The organism is Pseudomonas spartinae, from assembly GCF_965197125.1.
Taxonomy (GTDB): Bacteria; Pseudomonadota; Gammaproteobacteria; order Pseudomonadales; family Pseudomonadaceae; genus Aquipseudomonas; species Aquipseudomonas composti_A.
Window position 1 is genome coordinate 175,392 of record NZ_CBDAMB010000006.1, and the last position, 18,397, is coordinate 193,788.

21 protein-coding genes are annotated in these 18,397 nt (G+C 62.4%); 3 read left to right on the forward strand and 18 right to left on the reverse strand.

All coding sequences use genetic code 11. The features are described 5' to 3' along the window. Positions 1 to 43: 43 nt before the first annotated feature. Positions 44 to 793 (forward strand): COG4705 family protein, encoded by a 750-nt coding sequence (locus ACN8M7_RS15125; RefSeq protein ID WP_490261286.1) that lies wholly within the window; start codon positions 44 to 46, stop codon positions 791 to 793. Positions 794 to 805: 12 nt separating this feature from the next. On the opposite strand, the gene ACN8M7_RS15130 is transcribed toward ACN8M7_RS15125, so the two are convergent. Together ACN8M7_RS15130 and ACN8M7_RS15135 are read right to left on the reverse strand one after the other, a co-directional pair. After that, complete coding sequence (locus tag ACN8M7_RS15130; RefSeq protein WP_490261287.1) at positions 806 to 1,774, reverse strand: GTP 3',8-cyclase MoaA; 969 nt, start codon at positions 1,772 to 1,774, stop codon at positions 806 to 808. 130 nt (positions 1,775 to 1,904) lie between these two features. Next, positions 1,905 to 2,525, reverse strand: coding sequence for a TetR/AcrR family transcriptional regulator (locus ACN8M7_RS15135; RefSeq protein WP_003245158.1), 621 nt, complete (start codon positions 2,523 to 2,525; stop codon positions 1,905 to 1,907). Between the two features lie 75 nt (positions 2,526 to 2,600). Between ACN8M7_RS15135 and ACN8M7_RS15140 the strand changes: the two genes are divergently transcribed. Next, the gene (locus ACN8M7_RS15140) at positions 2,601 to 3,734 is read left to right on the forward strand and encodes an aminotransferase class V-fold PLP-dependent enzyme (protein WP_490261288.1); all 1,134 of its coding nucleotides are present in this window, start codon (positions 2,601 to 2,603) and stop codon (positions 3,732 to 3,734) included. 248 nt (positions 3,735 to 3,982) lie between these two features. Here ACN8M7_RS15140 and ACN8M7_RS15145 read toward each other — a convergent pair whose 3' ends face one another. The 13 genes from ACN8M7_RS15145 to ACN8M7_RS15205 all read right to left on the reverse strand — a co-directional run bounded on the left by ACN8M7_RS15145 (position 3,983) and on the right by ACN8M7_RS15205 (position 14,245). Then, positions 3,983 to 4,765 (reverse strand): TatD family hydrolase, encoded by a 783-nt coding sequence (locus ACN8M7_RS15145; RefSeq protein WP_490261289.1) that lies wholly within the window; start codon positions 4,763 to 4,765, stop codon positions 3,983 to 3,985. Positions 4,766 to 4,876: 111 nt separating this feature from the next. Next, a complete protein-coding gene (locus ACN8M7_RS15150; RefSeq protein ID WP_003245164.1) occupies positions 4,877 to 5,233 on the reverse strand; it encodes a PilZ domain-containing protein in 357 nt (118 codons plus the stop codon). Between the two features lie 128 nt (positions 5,234 to 5,361). Beyond that, positions 5,362 to 6,354 (reverse strand): DNA polymerase III subunit delta', encoded by a 993-nt coding sequence (locus tag ACN8M7_RS15155; RefSeq protein ID WP_490261290.1) that lies wholly within the window; start codon positions 6,352 to 6,354, stop codon positions 5,362 to 5,364. Further along, positions 6,347 to 6,979 carry a dTMP kinase gene (tmk, locus tag ACN8M7_RS15160; protein WP_490261291.1) on the reverse strand — a complete coding sequence of 211 codons (633 nt, stop codon included), beginning with the start codon at positions 6,977 to 6,979 and terminating at the stop codon, positions 6,347 to 6,349. The genes ACN8M7_RS15155 and tmk overlap by 8 nt, the downstream gene beginning before the upstream one ends. Before the next feature lie 9 nt (positions 6,980 to 6,988). Then, a complete protein-coding gene (gene mltG, locus ACN8M7_RS15165) occupies positions 6,989 to 8,044 on the reverse strand; it encodes an endolytic transglycosylase MltG (RefSeq protein ID WP_061240350.1) in 1,056 nt (351 codons plus the stop codon). Between the two features lie 3 nt (positions 8,045 to 8,047). Then, the gene (gene pabC / locus ACN8M7_RS15170; RefSeq protein ID WP_490261292.1) at positions 8,048 to 8,863 is read right to left on the reverse strand and encodes an aminodeoxychorismate lyase; all 816 of its coding nucleotides are present in this window, start codon (positions 8,861 to 8,863) and stop codon (positions 8,048 to 8,050) included. Further along, positions 8,863 to 10,107: a beta-ketoacyl-ACP synthase II gene (gene fabF / locus ACN8M7_RS15175; RefSeq protein WP_061240348.1), complete on the reverse strand. Its 1,245-nt coding sequence runs from the start codon at positions 10,105 to 10,107 to the stop codon at positions 8,863 to 8,865. Before fabF ends, pabC begins: the two co-directional genes overlap by 1 nt. A 111-nt stretch (positions 10,108 to 10,218) precedes the next feature. Beyond that, entirely contained in the window at positions 10,219 to 10,455 is a 237-nt protein-coding gene (gene acpP, locus ACN8M7_RS15180) for an acyl carrier protein (protein WP_003245177.1), read from the reverse strand. Between the two features lie 228 nt (positions 10,456 to 10,683). After that, on the reverse strand, positions 10,684 to 11,427 hold the full coding sequence (fabG, locus tag ACN8M7_RS15185; protein ID WP_003245179.1) for a 3-oxoacyl-ACP reductase FabG: 744 nt from the start codon (positions 11,425 to 11,427) through the stop codon (positions 10,684 to 10,686). A gap of 15 nt (positions 11,428 to 11,442) precedes the next feature. After that, positions 11,443 to 12,381, reverse strand: coding sequence for an ACP S-malonyltransferase (gene fabD, locus ACN8M7_RS15190; RefSeq protein WP_061240347.1), 939 nt, complete (start codon positions 12,379 to 12,381; stop codon positions 11,443 to 11,445). 126 nt (positions 12,382 to 12,507) lie between these two features. Continuing rightward, a complete protein-coding gene (plsX, locus tag ACN8M7_RS15195; RefSeq protein WP_082768082.1) occupies positions 12,508 to 13,518 on the reverse strand; it encodes a phosphate acyltransferase PlsX in 1,011 nt (336 codons plus the stop codon). Between the two features lie 3 nt (positions 13,519 to 13,521). Beyond that, entirely contained in the window at positions 13,522 to 13,704 is a 183-nt protein-coding gene (rpmF, locus tag ACN8M7_RS15200; protein WP_003245185.1) for a 50S ribosomal protein L32, read from the reverse strand. Positions 13,705 to 13,717: 13 nt separating this feature from the next. Continuing rightward, positions 13,718 to 14,245 (reverse strand): YceD family protein, encoded by a 528-nt coding sequence (locus tag ACN8M7_RS15205; protein WP_061240346.1) that lies wholly within the window; start codon positions 14,243 to 14,245, stop codon positions 13,718 to 13,720. Positions 14,246 to 14,620: 375 nt separating this feature from the next. Between ACN8M7_RS15205 and ACN8M7_RS15210 the strand changes: the two genes are divergently transcribed. Beyond that, a complete protein-coding gene (locus ACN8M7_RS15210) occupies positions 14,621 to 15,202 on the forward strand; it encodes a Maf family protein (protein WP_490261293.1) in 582 nt (193 codons plus the stop codon). Positions 15,203 to 15,245: 43 nt separating this feature from the next. On the opposite strand, the gene sppA is transcribed toward ACN8M7_RS15210, so the two are convergent. From sppA to rluC, 3 genes are read right to left on the reverse strand one after another with little or no spacing between them, the layout of a single operon-like run. Then, positions 15,246 to 16,223, reverse strand: coding sequence for a signal peptide peptidase SppA (gene sppA, locus ACN8M7_RS15215; protein WP_490261294.1), 978 nt, complete (start codon positions 16,221 to 16,223; stop codon positions 15,246 to 15,248). Continuing rightward, positions 16,213 to 16,908, reverse strand: a complete 696-nt coding sequence (locus ACN8M7_RS15220) for an HAD-IA family hydrolase (RefSeq protein WP_490261295.1) — start codon at positions 16,906 to 16,908, stop codon at positions 16,213 to 16,215. Before ACN8M7_RS15220 ends, sppA begins: the two co-directional genes overlap by 11 nt. Then, entirely contained in the window at positions 16,901 to 17,854 is a 954-nt protein-coding gene (rluC, locus tag ACN8M7_RS15225; protein ID WP_490261296.1) for a 23S rRNA pseudouridine(955/2504/2580) synthase RluC, read from the reverse strand. The genes ACN8M7_RS15220 and rluC overlap by 8 nt, the downstream gene beginning before the upstream one ends. Positions 17,855 to 18,397: the final 543 nt, after the last annotated feature.

The window sequence follows — 18,397 nt, forward strand, 5'->3', positions numbered from 1 at the left end:
TGCGACACCTGCCAAATTCCTTGGCACTGTGCGAGGCGCGCCCATGAACAAACTCCCCCAGATCACCCTGGCCTTCTGGGTCATGAAAATCTGTGCCACTACGCTCGGCGAAACCGCCGGCGACCTGCTGTCGATGACCCTGGATGTGGGCTATGCAATGAGCTCGGTGCTGCTGCTGAGCCTGCTCGTCGTCTCCCTGCTTGGCCAACTGCGCGCACGCAGTTATCAACCGGCGCTCTACTGGACGGTGATTCTCACCACCAGCACAGCCGGTACGACGCTGTCGGACTTCATGGATCGATCGCTGGGGCTGGGTTATGCCGCAGGAGCGCTGGTGCTGGTGACGCTGCTGGTCAGCGTACTGACGGCCTGGCGGCTGAGCGAGAAGTCTCTCTCGGTGGATCACATCAGCAGCCGTCGCGGCGAGCTGTTCTACTGGGGCGCCATCCTCGTTTCCAACACGCTGGGCACCGCGCTGGGCGACTACCTGGCCGATGACTCGGGCCTGGGCTTCGCTGGTGGCGCCCTGCTGATCGGCGGCCTGCTGGCTGTGGTAGCGGTCGCCTACTACCGGACGAAACTGTCGCGCGTGGCCTTGTTCTGGATCGCCTTCGTGCTCACTCGCCCGTTCGGCGCCACCCTCGGCGACGTACTGACCAAGAGCACGGAAAAAGGCGGGCTGGACCTCGGCACCATCGGCTCATCGGCCGTGCTGGCAGGCATTCTGGCGCTGATGGTGTGCCTGGCGATCTGGGCACAACGGATGACGCCGGTGGCCATCCGTAACGACTGAGTCAGCAGCGGCTCAGCCGCCGATGATCTTCATCACGGTGACGCCGCCGGAGAAGGCCAGGTCCTGTTTGTCACCCAGCGCCTTGACCAGCAGGCGCTGGAGTGCCGGCAGGGCCTGGTGACGGGGCTTGTCCAGCAGGTCACCAACGTAGTGGCGGTTGCTCGACGACAGGCAACCATGCAGCCAGCCAGTAGACGACAGGCGCAGGCGCGAGCAGGTGCGGCAGAACGGCACGCTTTCATTGGCGATCACGCCGAAATGACCGGCACCGGGAATGGCGTAACGCATCGCCGTGGCGTCGACCGGAGCGCTGGCCTGAACGTATTGGTGGCGACTGCCGATCAGCTCGAGCAGCTCCGGCAGGCCAACGAACTGCTGGTTGAAGGCGTTGGGGTCGCGCGCCAGGTGGCCCATGCGCATCAGCTCGATGAAGCGCAGTTCGAAACCACGCTCCAGGCAGTACTCCAGCAGCGGCAGCACCTGGTCGAGGTTCTGCCCGCGCAGCGGCACCATGTTGACCTTGATCTTCATCCCCGCTTCACGCGCAGCTTCCATGCCGGCCAGTACGGTGGCCAGGTCACCGCCACGGGCGATACCGCGAAAGGCATCGGCGTCGAGCGTATCGAGGGACACGTTCAGACGGCGAATCCCGCACTCGGCCAGCAGCGGCAGCTTGCGCTCGAGCAGCTGGCCGTTGGTGGTCAGGCTGATGTCGTCGAGGCCGAGTTGGCTTACCTGGTGCAGGAAAGGCTCCAGGCGCGTGCTGACCAGCGGTTCACCACCGGTGATGCGCAGGCGCTCGATGCCGGCGGCTTCGATCAGGTACGCCACACCGCGCGCCATGGCGTCGGCGGAGAGTTCATCCTGGGCGGCGACCAGACGCTTGCCGTTCGGTACACAGTAGGTGCAGGCGTAGTTGCAAGCGGCGGTCAGGCTGACGCGAAGGTTGCGAAAGCGTCTGCCCTGGCGGTCAACGATCATGGCGAACTCCGATGGGAATGACGGGAGTATATCGCCGCAGCCGGCCGCGGCACATGGACCATAGGCCGGCTGAATGAGCGGGGTCGCATTTACCGCGGGTCGGGGTCGCCCGGGCGCACCCCGTATGAGTTCAGTCGCGCTTGCGCTTGTTACCCATGCGTACGCCGATATCCATCAGGAACTGGAAGAAACCTTCCTGATCCTCGAGCACGTTGCTCCAGAACGGCGAGTGATACAACGCCACGGCGCCATGCACCAGCGCCCAGGCGGCGCAGTAGTGGAAGTATGGCGGCACGTCTTCCAGCTTGCCCTCGGCGATGCGTCCCTTGATCAGCTGGGTCAGACGCTCGAAGTTGGACGCACGGATCTTGTGCAGTTGCTCGACCATCTCCGGCACCTGATTGCCCTTGACCACCTTCTCTTCCAGGCGGTCGAACAGGCGATAGCGCTGTGGGTCGCGCATGCGGAACTCGAAGTACGCACGCGACAGCGCTTCCTTGTCACGATCCACGTCAGCCGAATGCAGCAGCTCGTTGAGATCGCGCTCGTAGTCGAGCATCAGGCGCAGGTAGATCTCCGCCTTGGACTTGAAGTGCTTGTAGATAGTGCCTTTGCCGATACCGACCGCATCAGCGATCATCTCGACGGTCACGCTGTCTTCTCCTTGCTCGAGGAAGAGTTTCAGCGCGGTATCGAGAATCTCTTGCTCGCGGCGACGGAATTCGCGGACCTTACGGGGTTCTTTCTGCATAAAGGGACTACGGGGTCAAAAATCGAAGCCGCCTATTATGCCCAAATGCCGCCAAATTGCACGGATCATCCGACCATGTACGTGTTTCATGATGAGTTCCCCCAAGAAAACGGACTGCGCTATCTGAACCATGCGGCGGTCGCCCCCTGGCCGAAACGCAGTGCTGATGCGGTGCGGCGGTTCTCGGAAGCGAACATGACCAGCGGCGCGCGTGACTATCCCGACTGGCTGAAACTTGAGCGTAGCCTACGCGAACGGCTCATGCGCCTGCTGAACGCACCAAGCACCGGTGACATTGCCCTGGTCAAGAATACGTCCGAGGCGCTGTCCTTCGTGGCCTTCGGTCTGGACTGGCGGGCCGGCGACCAGGTGATCATCAGCGACGAGGAATTTCCCTCCAACCGAATCGTCTGGCTGGCGCTGGCCGCCCAGGGTGTCGAGGTAGTCGAGGTCAGCCTCAAGAGCGAGGATCCGGAAGCCGCGCTGCTCGCCGCCTTCACGCCACGCACGCGTTTGCTGTCAGTCAGTGCCGTGCAGTTCGCCAGCGGCCTGCGCCTGGATCTGCCGCGCCTAGGTCGTGGCTGCCGCCAGCATGGCGTGCTGTTCTGCATCGATGCCATCCAGCAACTGGGCGCCCTGCCCTTCGATGTCCAGGCCTACGACTGCGACTTCGCCATGGCCGACGGTCACAAATGGATGCTCGGCCCGGAAGGCCTGGGCGTGTTCTATTGCCGCAGCGCGGTACGCGATCAGCTGAAACTTCACGAGTACGGCTGGCACATGCTGGAGCATGCCGGCGATTACACCCGCCAGGACTGGCAACCGGCGCGCAGTGCCAGGCGCTTCGAATGCGGCAGTCCGAACATGCTTGGCGCCTTCGCCCTGGAGGCGAGCCTGTCGCTGCTGGAAGAAGTCGGCATGACCACCGTCGGCGCCTTGCTGGCAGAACGGATACAGCGCTTCGACGACGGGATTCGCCGACTACCCGGCGCAATAATCCATAGCCCGCTCGCCCCTGCGCGCCGCGCCGGCATCCTCAATTTCAGCCTGGCAGGCTGGGAAAATCCGGCGCTGTACCAACGTCTGCGCGAGGAGCAGGTGATCTGCGTGCAGCGTGGTCCAGGTGTGCGCCTGTCGCCGCATTTCTACACCAGCGAGCAGGTAATCGAAGAGACCTTGGGTCTGCTAACCCAGCTGGCAAAAGGGTGAGGACTCAACAGCGTCCGCGGTATTCCAAATCCGTTTAAAAAACTCAGGCTTTGGCCTGGACGCTCGCCGATCATGGCCAATACTGAAATTTACTGGTGTGCGGCATCTCCCCCCAAGTGCCCCGCCAGCCAAGGTACCGTGGACCGCGTACCTTGATTTACTCCTAATGGTCTTAACCCGGATTCATCCCCCAGAATCCGGGTTTTTTTTGCCTGCGCGGGCTCATACGCGCCACACCTAGCGCGGATTCAGGCGACGCTGGCCAGCGGGAACAGACGCTTGAAGTTGTTCGAGGTCTGCTCGGCTAGCGCCTCGTAGCTCACCCCGCGCAGCACGGCCAGGTACTCGGCGACCTCACGCACGTACTGCGGCAGGTTGGGCTTGCCACGGTGCGGTACCGGTGCCAGGTAGGGCGAGTCGGTCTCCACCAGCAGACGATCGGCCGGCACCTGACGCGCCACTTCACGCAGCGCTTCGGCGTTGCGGAAGGTGACGATGCCCGACAGGGAAATGTAGAAGCCGATATCCAGCGCGGCCTTGGCCATTTCCCAGTCTTCGGTGAAGCAATGCAGTACGCCGGCCTGTGGCAACGCCGCTTCGCACAGCAGCCCCAGGGTGTCGGCACGGGCCTCACGGGTATGCACGATCACCGGCTTGCCAGTGATGCGCGCGGCCTCCAGATGCAGACGGAAGGAGGCCTGCTGCAGTGCCGCAGACTCCGGCTCGTAGTGGTAATCCAGGCCGGTTTCGCCGATGGCGACAACCTTCGGATGCGCCAGCTCACCGACTAGCCAGTCCAGCGCTGGCGCCGCACCCGGCTGCAGATCCAGCGGATGCACTCCCACCGAGCAATCGACATCGTCATAACGTTCGGCCAGGCCCTTGACCGTGGCGGCATTGTCAGCGCTGACGCCGATGCACAGAAAGTGGCCTACGCCGGCGCCACGCGCCGCATCCAGGGCAGCATCCAGCGAGCCACCGTGGGCAGCGAGGTCGAGACGATCAAGGTGGCAATGGGAGTCGATCAGCACAGCGGGAAAACTCGGGCAAAGGGAAAGCCCGAATTGTAATCGAAAGCAGCAGGTGCCTGGTCGTGTGGGAGGGACTTTAGCCCCGACGATACGAGTTCGCGGCCAGAAGACTTACATCGTATGGGTCGGCCGATCAGACTTCAGCGCACCGGCGAGGTAGGTTTCGATCTTGTTGCGCGCGGTGTTGTCGCCATCGTTGAACTGCACACCGACACCAGCGGCGCGGTTGCCCTGAGCGCCCTTCGGGGTGATCCACACCACCTTGCCGGCAACCGGAATCTTCTCCGGCTCGTCCATCAGGTTGAGCAGCATGAACACTTCGTCACCGAGCTTGTAGCTCTTGTTGGTGGGAATGAAGAGACCGCCATTCTTGATGAAAGGCATGTAGGCCGCGTACAGCACGGACTTATCCTTGATGGTCAGGGACAGAATTCCGTTACGGGGACCCAGATTGGGTGGCAGGCTCATCAGCGCATTCCTGGCGTTTATTGCTTAATGGCTGATTCTAGGGCCTGTTCATACTCATGCGCAAACAACCGGGTGGCAGGCAGCCAGCAGAATGTGACGGCCTGCCGAATCCTGCTACCCGACTCGGCTCAACCGCGATCCTGTCCCGGTAGAGCGGCCCACTGCACCAGCAAGGCCTCCAGCAGCAACACGCGATTGAGGTTGGCTTTACCCATCACCTTCTGCCGCTGCATCAGCAGCCACTCCTGAATGGCCAGCACCTTGGCCTGCGCGCTTTTGTCCGCCAGGTACTGCACCACCTTGCGCATGTCGGCCTGGCCCAGCCCTTCCTCGTCCTTGGTCAGCTGGTAGCGCAGCATCAGCTGCGCCCAGTCACAGAACCAGTCGAACAGCAGATTCAGCGGCAGCGCATTCCAGCTTTCCGCCAACTGGCTCGGCGAAATCTGCTGCTTGAGCAGTTTCTTTACCCCCTCCACTGCCTGCGCGCGCTGCTCGCGTACCCCCTGAGCCTGCAGGCGAACGGCAGCCAGTGGCGACCCCGCCGCTAGAGTCAGCAGGTCGGCGCGCTCATCGTCACCCAGTTCGGGCAGCGCCTGGGCCAGCCAGGTCAGGCTCATCGCCTCGCTCGGCAACGGACAGGCCTGCTGCACGCAACGGCTCTTGATGGTCGGCAGCAGACGGCTGGGCTGGTGGCTGATAAGCAGCAGCACGGTATTGCCGGAGGGCTCTTCCAGGCTTTTCAGCAGCGCATTGGCGGCATTGAGGTTCATCGCCTCGGCCGGTTCCAGCAGCACCACCTTGCGTCCGCCGAGCTGCGCGGTCTGCACCACGAACTCGACCAGCTCACGCACCTGATCGACCTTGATCGGCTTGTCCGCCTCCTCGGGCTCGAGCACGAAGTTGTCCGGATGGGTACCGGCAGCCAGCAGATGACAGGATTTGCAGTTACCGCAGGCATCCAGGCCATTGGGCGCCAGGCACAGCAGGCGCGCCATCAGACGCTCGGCCAGCGCGCGCTTGCCGATACCGGTCGGGCCATGCAGCAGATAGGCATGGGCATGCTGCGTGCGTCCGGCCAGCTGCTGCCAGAGCGATTGCTGCCAGGGGTAGACCTCAGCCACGGCAGGCCTCCAGCAGGCTCGGCAACAAGGCGTCGATATCGCCCTGCACCTGGGCCAGGGTCTGCCCGGCATCCAGCACGCGATAGCGCTGTGGCGCCTGCGCGGCGCGCTGCAGGTAGGCCTGGCGTACGGCCTCGAAGAAGCCACGGCCTTCCTGCTCGAAACGATCCAGACGTCCACGAGCCGCAGCACGAGCCAGACCGATCTCGATCGGCAGATCGAAGATCAGCGTCAGATCAGGGCGCAGCTCACCCTGGACGAACTGTTCCAGCTGGGCGATGCGCTCGATGCTAAGGCCACGGCCGCCACCCTGGTAGGCGTAGGTGGCATCGGTGAAACGATCGCACAGCACCACACAGCCCCTGGCCAATGCAGGGCGAATCACCTGCTGCAGATGCTGGGCGCGGGCAGCAAAAACCAGCAGCAGCTCGGTATCGGCTGTCATCGCTTCATCACTGGGATCGAGCAGCAGCTCACGGATACGCTCAGCCAGCGGCGTACCGCCGGGCTCACGGGTCAGCAGCACGTCGATGCCGCGCTCGCGCAGGCGCTCGGCCAGGTACTCGCGGTTGGTGCTCTTGCCGGCGCCTTCCGGGCCTTCCAGAGTAATAAACAGACCGGTCACGGATTGCCCTTATTCAGTTTCGGCCGCCGCGCGCGGCGCGGGGCTGGAGCGGTAGTCGGCGCGACGCTTGAGCTGATACTCGCGCACCGCGCGATTGTGCTCGGCCAGGGTGTTGGAGAACACGTGGCTACCGTCACCTCGCGCGACGAAATACAGAGAGCGGCCATCGAGCGGGTTGAGCGCGGCGTTGATCGCCTCGCGGCCGACCATGGCGATGGGCGTCGGCGGCATGCCGTCGATGGTGTAGGTGTTATAGGGCGTCGGCGTACGCAGGTCGGCACGGGTGATGCGGCCGTTGTAGCGCTCGCCCATACCGTAGATCACCGTCGGGTCGGTCTGCAGGCGCATGCCCATGCGCAGACGACGGACGAATACACCGGCGATTTCGCCACGCTCCTCGGGCACGCCGGTTTCCTTCTCGATCATCGAGGCCATGATCAGCGCATCGTAGGGCTCGCGATACGGCAAGCCCTCGGCACGCTGCTGCCACTCTTCGTCCAGTACGCTTTCCAGGCGCGCGCTGGCCTTCCTGAGCAGGTCCTCGTCGCTCATGCCACGCACGTAGCGATAGGTATCGGGAAAGAAACGCCCCTCCGGATTCTGCCCGGCCATGCCCAGACGCTCCATCAACTGGGCATCGGTGAGATCGGCCAGACGCTGCTCCAGACGCTCCTGGCGTCCCAGGGCCGCACGTACCTGCCGGAAATTCCAGCCCTCGACCAGCGTCAGGCTGTACTGCACCACCTCGCCACGTTGCCACAGGCCAAGCATGTCTCGCGCAGTCTGCTGTGGAAGCAGGCGATATTCGCCGCTGTGCATGGCCGGACCACGCAGATTGAAACGCCAGTAAAGACGCAACCAGAAGGCGTTGTCGATCACGCCCTGCGCTTCGAGGCGATTGAGCAACCCGCTCGGGGTCGCGCCAGAGGGCACCTCCAGAAGCATTTCTTCATTCAGATGCAGGGGCTGTTCGAGCGCCCTCTGCTGTTGCCAGGCGGCAACGACTACCAGCAGCGCAGCCAGTAGCACGCCGCACTCGAGCAGCACCAAGATCTTGCGTAGCACCAGTTATTTACTCAGTAGGTCGCAGACGATGGCCTGCAGTTTACGGGTGAGCGGCCCGACCGACCAGTGTCGCTCTTGCAGCGCCCGTACAGGCCAGATGCCGTAAAGGCTGTTGCAGAGAAAGACTTCATCGGCATCCAGCAGTTCGTCGAGGGAAATATCGCGTAACTCGATGGACAACCCGAGCACCCGCGCCTGCTGCAGGATCTCGGCTCGCATCACCCCGGCCACGCCACAGCGCGACAGATCGGCCGTCACCAGCCCAGCGTCGACGACGAGAAACAGATTGCTGTAAACGCCCTCGATGACCCGCCCACTGCTGTCCCGCATCAGGCCCTCGGCGTACTCGGCGTCCTGCCACTCGGCGCGCGCCAACACCTGCTCCAGTCGATTGAGGTGCTTGAGCCCGGCCAGCGCCGGCTGCTCGGCCAAACGAGTGACGCAGGGAAATAGACGCACGCCCTGTTCGGCATGGGCAACGGGGTACTGCGGCGCCGCTGCGGCCTGCAGGATGCGCAGTGGCTGACAGGGTTGTGGTGGCGCATAGCCGCGCTGCCCCTCGCCGCGGGTGACGATGAGTTTGGCCACACCCTCACCCACCTGCTGGGCGAACGCCTGCAGCTCACGCTCCATGAGGAGCAGATCGAGAGGGATGGACAACCGCCGACAACCATCGGCCAGGCGCGTCATATGCCGCGCCAGTAGCGGGATGCGCCCGCCACGCACGGCGATGGTCTCGAACAGACCATCGCCGTAAGCCAGGCCACGGTCACGAACCGACAACTGCTCGCCGGGCGCGCCGTTGACCCAGCTCAGCATCAACCGTGATACCGACGGAACAGCAGCGAGCCGTTGGTGCCACCAAAACCAAAGGAGTTCGACAGGGCGATTTCGATCGGCATGGCCTTGGCCTGGTGCGCCACGAAGTCCAGGTCGCAGCCTTCGTCTGGCTCGTCCAGGTTGATGGTCGGCGGTGCGACCTGATCACGCAGCGCCAGCACGCAGAAGATCGCTTCCACCGCGCCCGCAGCACCGAGCAGGTGACCGGTCATGGACTTGGTCGAGCTGACCGACAGCTTGTGGGCGTGATCACCGAACACGCTTTTCACCGCTGCGACTTCAGCTTTGTCGCCGGCAGAGGTCGAGGTGCCGTGCGCGTTGATGTACTGCACCTGATCGGCATTGATGCCTGCATCACGCAGGGCCGCCGACATGCAGCGCGCTGCCCCCGCACCATCTTCGGGTGGCGAGGTCATGTGGAAGGCATCGCCACTCATGCCAAAGCCGATCAGCTCGGCGTAGATGGTGGCGCCACGCGCCTTGGCGTGCTCCAGCTCTTCCAGCACCAGGGCACCGGAGCCGTCGGACAGCACGAAGCCGTCACGGCCCTTGTCCCACGGACGGCTGGCCTTGGTCGGCTCGTCGTTGCGCGTCGACAGCGCACGTGCGGCACCGAAGCCGCCCATACCCAGGCCGCAGGCTGCCATCTCGGCGCCGCCTGCAACCATCACATCGGCTTCGCCGTAGGCAATGTTGCGCGCGGCCATGCCAATGCAATGCGTGCCGGTGGTGCACGCCGTGGCAATGGCATAGTTCGGCCCCTGCAGACCCAGGTGGATCGACAGGAAGCCGGAAATCATGTTGATGATCGAGCCTGGCACGAAGAACGGCGAAATGCGTCGCGGCCCCTGCTCATGCAACGATTTGCAGTTGTTCTCGATATTGGTCAGGCCGCCGATGCCGGAGCCCATGACCACACCGATCCGCTCACGATTGGCGTCGGTGATTTCCAGCCCGGAATCACGCACAGCCTGGAAGCTGGCAGCAAGACCATACTGGATGAACAGGTCGAGCTTGCGCGCCTCTTTGGCGGACAGATATTCCTCGACGTTGAAGCCCTTGAGCGATCCGCCAAAACGGGTGGAGTAGGCGGACAGGTCCATATGCTCGATCAGACCGATGCCACTGCGCCCGGCCAAAATGCCCTGCCAGCTGCTCGGCACATCGTTACCCAGCGGCGACAACATGCCCATACCGGTAACCACGACGCGTCTACGCGACACAGCAATCTCCTCTTGTTCTACTCAGGCGCGACATGCGCCCTGCACGTAAAGAAAAGCCGCACGCCTGATTAGGGGAGTGCGGCTTTTCTCAGTCAGAAAGCTGACGGTGACTTATTGCGCGTGGGCAGTCACGTAGTCGATCGCTTCCTGAACGGTGGTGATCTTCTCAGCTTGCTCGTCCGGGATCTCGGTCTCGAATTCTTCCTCGAGAGCCATCACCAGCTCAACGGTGTCAAGAGAGTCGGCACCCAGGTCTTCAACGAAGGAAGCGCTGTTGGTGACTTCCTCTTCCTTGACGCCAAGTTGCTCAGCAACGATTTTCTTGACGCGTTCTTCGATGGTGCTCATACCTTGTTTTCACTCCTATTGGACAAATCCAGGCAGCTGGTAGCGGCCAAGTGTATAGAAAGGGTTTTTAGCATTTCAAGCTGAATGCCGGGGAGCCCCCAGGAACACTTCAACGATCTGTCTATAAACCTGTTGCAGCTTTATAACGGATTTTAGACAGCCACTATGACAGTTTTCTGATGGCTCGCGTCACATTCGAGTGCCTCCGAACATTCAGAGGCGCCCTTTTTAGCTCATGTACATACCGCCGTTCACCGGGATAGTAGCCCCAGTGACGTAACCAGCGCCATCGGAAGCCAGGAAACCGACTACCTTGGCGATCTCTTCAGCCTGACCCAGACGACCCAGCGGAATCTGCGTCAGCAACGCATCGCGCTGGCCTTCCGGCAGCTCACGGGTCATATCGGTGTCGATGAAACCAGGCGCCACCGAGTTGACCGTGATACCGCGCGAACCCACTTCACGCGCCAGAGCGCGGCTGAAGCCTTCCAGGCCGGCCTTGGCAGCAGCGTAGTTGACCTGACCAGCATTACCCATGGCCCCAACGACGGAGCCGATGTTGATGATGCGCCCGAAACGCGCTTTGGTCATGCCACGCAGCACAGCCTTGGACAGACGGTAGAGGCTGTTCAGGTTGGTGTTGATGACATCATGCCACTCGTCATCCTTCATGCGCAGCATCAGATTATCGCGGGTGATACCGGCGTTATTGACCAGGATCAGCGGCTGACCAAGATGTTGCTGAATGTGTTCGAGGGTGGTGGCAACCGATTCGTCGTTGCTCACGTCGAGCACCAGACCGGCGCCTTCGACGCCATTGGCCTTGAGGGTTTCGGCAATGCGCTCGGCACCCGAGGCACTGGTAGCGGTGCCAATCACGATAGCGCCCTGACGACCCAGTTCCAGGGCGATTGCCTGACCGATACCACGGCTGGCGCCAGTAACCAGCGCGACCTTACCTTGCAGACTCATGTTCGTTCTCCTTTCTCAAGCCAACGCAGCGCGAGCAGCGGCGAAAGCATCGGGGGTATCCAGGTTGTATGTGTTGATGCCTTTGACGCAGCGCTTGTTCAGACCGCTCAGCACCTTGCCCGGGCCGCACTCGACCAGCTCGGTCACGCCTTGCTCGGACAGACGCACCATGGACTCGACCCAGCGCACCGGGCTGTACAGCTGCGCCAGCAGGTCGGCTTTCAGCGTAGCCAGATCAGATACCACGGCCGCGCTGACGTTCTGCACCAGCGGAATCTGCGGTGCCTGCCAGCTCAGCGCTTCCACCGACTCGGCAAAACGCTCGGCAGCCGGCTTCATCAGCGCGCAATGCGACGGCACGCTGACTGGCAGCGCCATGGCACGCTTGGCGCCACGGGCCTTGCACACCTCGATGGCGCGCTCGACAGCAGCGGCGCTACCGGCGATCACTACCTGACCAGGTGCGTTGAAGTTCACCGCACTGACCACATCGCCCTGCGCCGCTTCGGCGCAGGCGGCCAGCACGTCGGCGTCTTCCAGGCCGAGAATGGCGGCCATGCCGCCCTGCCCGGCCGGAACGGCCTGCTGCATCAATTGACCGCGACGTTCAACCAGCTTCACGGCATCAGCGAAAGCGATGCTGCCAGCGGCGACCAGCGCGGAGTATTCACCCAGGCTGTGACCTGCGACGAACGCTGGCTTGGCACCAGCCTCGGCCTGCCACAGACGCCACAGGGCGATGGAGGCAGTGAGAATGGCCGGCTGGGTCTTGTCGGTCTGGTTCAGTTGCTCTTCCGGGCCCTGCTGGGTCAGCGCCCAGAGGTCGTAGCCGAGCGCTTCGGAAGCTTCGCCAAACGTATCGAGCACCAGCTTCTGCTGGGCGCCGTGATCGGCGAGCATGGCCAGGGCTTGCGAACCCTGACCGGGGAAGACGAATGCGAGGGATGCAGACATGAATAAGTCCCTTGAGTCGAAAAACCAGCGCCAGGCGAGCCTGGCGCAGCAAACTGACAGTTGGATGACAGGCAGCGTGCCGCGGTCACATTCCGTCGCAGCCAGCGCCCTGAAAACGTGACGAGTTTACAGCAACAGATCCTCAAGGCGACCATGCAGTCGCTGCGGCAGATTTTCCTGCACTTCGCGCAACGCGCAGCGAATGGCACTCTGAAAACTCTCCTGCCCTGCCGCGCCATGGCTCTTGACCACGATGCCCTGCAGACCGAGGAAGCTCGCGCCATTGTGCCTCGCCGGCGCCAGGTCGGCCTTGAGGCGACGCAAGAGCGGCATCGCCAGGGCACCAATCGCCTGAGCGAACAACCCGTCGCTGAACAGCGTCTCGACCCGCCCGGTGATCATTTTGGCCAGGCCCTCGCTGGATTTGAGCAGGATATTGCCCACGAAACCGTCGCATACCACGACATCGGCTTCGCCGCGATACATGCCATCGCCCTCTATGTAGCCGATGAAGTTCAGCCCATGCGCCTGCTGCAGCATGTTGGCCGCCAGCTTGACCTGCTGATTGCCCTTGATGTCTTCGGTGCCGACATTGAGCAAGGCGACGCGTGGCCAAGACACACCCAGCGTCTCGGCCGCCACGGCGCCCATGATCGCGAACTGATAGAGATGCTCGGCGCTGCAATCGACATTGGCGCCCAGGTCCAGCAGGTAGCAGTGACCGCGCTCGGTGGGAATCGGGCTGACCATCGCCGGCCGATCGATGCCCGGCAGCGTCTTCAGCACATAACGCGAGAGCGCCATCAGCGCGCCGGTATTGCCCGCACTGACACAGGCATGCGCCTGACGCTGACGCACCAACTCCAGCGCCACGCGCATCGAAGCATCTGGCTTGCCACGCAGCGCCTGGGCCGGACGTTCGTCCATGCCGATCACTTCACTGGCGTGATGAACCTGCAGACGCGAGCGATCGACGCCGGACTGGCGAGCGAGCTGTTCTTCGATGAGGGGAGCTTGACCGACGAGGGCCAGGTGCAGCGAGGGGAATTCGGCCAACGCAGAAATGCAGGCCGGGACAATGCAGTGGGGACCGAAGTCCCCACCCATTGCATCAATCGCGATGATCGAGGCGGACAAGGATTACTCGTCAGCGCCCTTGTCGATCACTTTGCGACCGCGGTAAACGCCTTCCGGAGAAACGTGGTGGCGCAGGTGAACTTCACCGGTGCTCTTCTCTACGGACAGGGTGCTGGCCTCGAGAGCGTCGTGCGAACGACGCATGTCGCGGGCGGAACGGGATTTTTTGTTCTGCTGAACAGCCATAACTCATTAACTCCTAAACGTTTGGGTCACGCTTTAACTGCGCCAATACACTGAACGGGTTGGACCGCGATACCTCGTCCTCGCCCGGCTCGGGCTCATCGAGACCGTCCGGCTGCTGGCAATCACCTGGGGCATGAGCAGGAACGATCGGCAGGGCGAGAAGTAATTCATCCTCGACCAGACCAAACAGCTCCAGCGGCTCTTCACCCACTTCCAGCACGTCGTAGCCCTTCGGCAAGGACTGAGTGTTCGCTCCAACCCGGACCACGGCGTATTCACATTCGCTGCGGATGGGTAGCGCGACCAGCTCCAGACAACGCTGGCAGACCATTTTGACCTCAACCTCGAGCTCACTGCGGATAACCACAGTTTTCTGCTCATCACGGGCGAAGTGAAACTTCGCCTGCACCTGACCTGCCGTATCGGCAAGCGGGTCGCAGAGACGCGGCAGGCTGGCCAGATCGAGCTGCCCTTCGAGGGTAGCTTCGCGGTCGGCGAGCTTGCGCGGATCAACGTGAGGTGGAATCGGCCCATTCAACATAGGCGCAGCATTCTAGGGATGCACCCTGTCCGTGTCAAAGGAAATTCAGCCTGTATTCAAGGGCCGCTCGAAAAACTACCTGCGCTGCCATCGCGGCGTTAAAAACAGGCCCGCAACCGAGGATTGAACGCGCCTTAGCACGACCCCGAAAGGGGGGGGGTGAGCGAAGCGAATCAAAGGCTCATCTACAACAGGTAAACTGCGCCTCTTCGCCTGCTTTTGTGGGGCCACCATCGGCATAGCACTGGCCGCCTCGGCTCGGGCCTCTTGCTTCGCCCTACTCCTGCACCCCGCAGTCGTCGCCTACGTTTAGAGGTGCCCTCAAGCACTGGCGATCAGTAGAATTGCCCGCCTACCCATATAAAGGAAGAGAACATGTCCGCGCTGCTGCTCGCCTCCAGCTCACCCTACCGCCGCGAGCTGCTCGAACGCCTGCAACTACCCTTCACCTGGCAATCGCCGAGCATCGACGAAACCCGCCAGAGCGGCGAAGCTGCCATCGACCTGGTCAAACGCCTGGCCGAAGAAAAAGCCCGCGCCCTGGCCGCCAGCCACACCGACCACCTGATCATCGGCTCGGACCAGGTTGCGGTGCTCGGCGACGGACAGATACTCGGCAAGCCCCACGACCTGCCGAGAGCCCAGCAGCAACTGCGCGCCGCCAGCGGCAGCAGCGTTACCTTCCTGACCGGCCTGGCGCTGCTCAACGCCAGTAACGGCAACTGCCAGGTAGACTGCGTGCCCTTCACCGTGCATTTTCGCCCGCTGAGCGACACGCAGATCCTGCGCTACCTGCAGCGCGAGCAGCCATTCGACTGCGCCGGCAGCTTCAAGTCCGAAGGTTTGGGCATCAGCCTGTTCCGCAGCACCGAAGGCGAGGACGCGACCAGCCTGGTCGGCCTACCACTGATTCGCCTGGTGGACATGCTGCTGAACGAAGGCGTCGAGATTCCCTGAGCCATCAACGAACAAGGCCCGCTGCGCGGGCCTTGTCTGGACATCAGCGCAGCGTTGGCCCCTGAAAGCCCATCCACAGCGCAATGCGATCCGCCACACTGGTACCCAGGCGCTTGGCGAAACGATCGAACGGCGTGTCACGCTGCGTGTAATCGACCATCTCCTTCTCGCCGATCACCTCACGCGCCACATAGCTGGCGCTACCCAGCGCATCGATCAAGCCCAACTGCAGCGCCTGCTCACCGGACCAGACCAGACCTGAAAACAACTCGGGATGCTCGTCAGCCTTGAGACGATCACCGCGCCCCTTCTTCACGCTATCGATGAACTGGCGATGAGTGGTGTCCAGCACGGTTTTCCAGAAGCGGGTTTCCTCTTCCTTCTGTGGCTGGAACGGATCGAGGAAGGCCTTGTGCTCACCCGAGGTGTAAACGCGGCGCTCGACACCCAGCTTCTGCATGGTCTCGACAAAGCCGAAGCTGGCGGCCGTGACACCGATGGAGCCAACCAGACTGGCCTTGTCGGCATAGATTTCATCGGCCGCACTGGCGATGTAATAAGCACCGGAAGCGCCCAAATCACTGATCACCGCATAGACCTTGGTCTGCGGATACTCGGCGCGCAAACGACGAATCTCGTCATAGATGTAACCGGACTGCACCGGACTGCCACCCGGACTGTTGATGCGCAGGATCACACCTTTGGTGTTGGCGTCCTCGAAGGCGGCACGCAGACTGCTCACCACCTTGTCGGCACTGGCCTCCTCGCGATCGGCGATCATCCCGCGAATTTCGATCAGCGCCGTATGCGCGGTAGTGGTCGAGGCCGACTTCAGGTCGAGCATCGGCAGCACCAGCGCCAGCGCACCGAACAGATAGATAAAGGTCAACAACTTGAAGAAAATGCCCCAGCGGCGCGAACGACGCTGCTCCTGAACACTGGACAGCAGCGCCTTCTCCAGCAGCTTCCAGCTTTTGGCATCCTCGCCCGACGAAGACGATGACTTCCACTCATCCGACATGTTCTCTCTCCCCGATTAGATGCTGCGCGTGACGGCCTTCCAGCCACGCACGCAGCTCATTGAATTCGTTGATCGCCAAACGCGGCGAACACTCGCGCAGCACCGACAGCGGCTGCGCACCAAAGCCGACCGCTACCGCATCCATACCGGCGTTGCGCGCCATCAGCAGGTCGAAGGTGGAATCCCCCACCATCAGTGCCCGCTCGGGCGGCATGCGGCAATGCGCGAGAATCTCGTGCAGCATCAAAGGATCCGGTTTGCTCGCCGTCTCGTCAGCGCAACGGGTGATATCGAAGTAATCCAGCCAACCCTTGTCAGCCAGCACCCGATGCAGCCCTTTGCGCCCCTTGCCGGTCGCTACCGCAAGACGATAGCCCTGCTCACGAAAGACTTCGAGCGACTCGCGCACGCCTTCGAACAGCGGCGACGGCTCGGTCTCCAGCGCCAGATACTGCTCACTGTAGGCACGGCGGATGGTTTCGATGCGCGGCGCTTCGTCGAGTTCCGGATAGAGTGTGCGAATCGCCACGCCCAGCTCCAGACCGATGATGCCGCGCACTGCACCATCACTGCAGCGCGGCACACCCGCCACGTCAGCAGCGCGATGCATGGCCTCGACGATGCGGCCGATGGAGTCAACCAGCGTGCCATCCCAATCGAAGATCAGCAGCTGATAGTCAGGCACTCAAGCGCTCCAGGGTCCTGGCCCACATATCGTCCACCGGCGCCTCGAGCTTCAGCACACCACCATCGGGCAACGGCACATGCAGCTCATAGGCATGCAGGAACAGACGCTTGCCGCCCAGCTCGCGAATCTCACGGGTGAATTCGTCATCGCCGTACTTGGAGTCACCCGCAATGGAGTGCCCGGCATGCTTGGCATGCACGCGAATCTGGTGGGTGCGCCCGGTGACCGGCTTGGCCTCGACCAGGGTGGCGAACTCGCCGAAGCGGCGCAGCACGCGGAACAGCGTCAGCGCCTCCTTACCCTGATCATCGACCTCGACCATGCGCTCACCAGAGCGCAGGTTGCTCTTCTGCAGCGGCGCATTGACCTGCTTCTTGGCCGTCGCCCAATGGCCGCGCACCAGCGCCATGTAACGCTTGTCGACACCGTCACCGCGCAGCGCCTCATGCAGATGACGCAGCATGCTGCGTTTCTTGGCGATCATCAGCAGGCCCGACGTATCGCGGTCCAGACGGTGCACCAGCTCCAGATCCTTGGCATCGGGGCGCAACTGGCGGAACGCCTCGATCACTCCGTAGTTCAGGCCACTGCCGCCGTGCACGGCGATGCCAGCCGGTTTGTTCAGCACGATCAGCGCCTTGTCCTCGAAGACGATGGCCGCTTCGAGGCGCTCGAGCAGCCCCTGCGCGAGCGGTTCGGGCTCATCGCGCTCGGCCAGGCGCAGCGGTGGCACGCGCACGATGTCGCCGGCCTGAAGCTTGTACTCGGGCTTGATGCGCCCCTTGTTAACACGCACTTCACCCTTGCGCAGAATGCGGTAAATCAGGGTCTTGGGCACGCCCTTGAGCTGTGTCCTGAGGAAGTTGTCGATGCGTTGGCCGGCGAGTTCCGGTGCAACCTCGATCAGCTGAACGCCGGAGGTTGGAGAGGCAGGAGTAGTCATCGCGCAATCATAACAATTTTTTATGGAATTGAAGCACTTAATCATTGCTGCTATAGTCGCGAACGCCGCCAAAAGCGGACTGGCTTGCGGATGATTGCCAAACTTGCCATCCCCTGCCCGCGCAAACCTATTGGGACGTGAGGCCGTCCGACGGATTCTTCAGGTTAGAAAGGCCGCAAAAGGCCACGAAGACTTCGGAAATAAAGCCTTGAGTATGATGCGCGATTCGCCCGCCGGGCGGTCGCGGTAAATGACAACCGCTGCGGAATCCGCGCGCGGCACCCGATTTTCAGCGATACGTGTAGGGTGGAGATGTACAACTGTCGGACTGCGTAGCACATCGCTTGATCAAAGACGCCTTATCTCGTCCGCTACCGCCAGTTGATTCCTCCTCCTGACTGAGTGCTTTCTGTCACCACAGCAAGCAGGAGACGTCCGTCGCGACCGCAGCCGATATTGGCTGACCGTCGCTAGACAGTGGAACGATTTACGACCGTTTCTGACGCGCCTGACACCGACCCTGAGAGTCGTGTGTGCCTAACG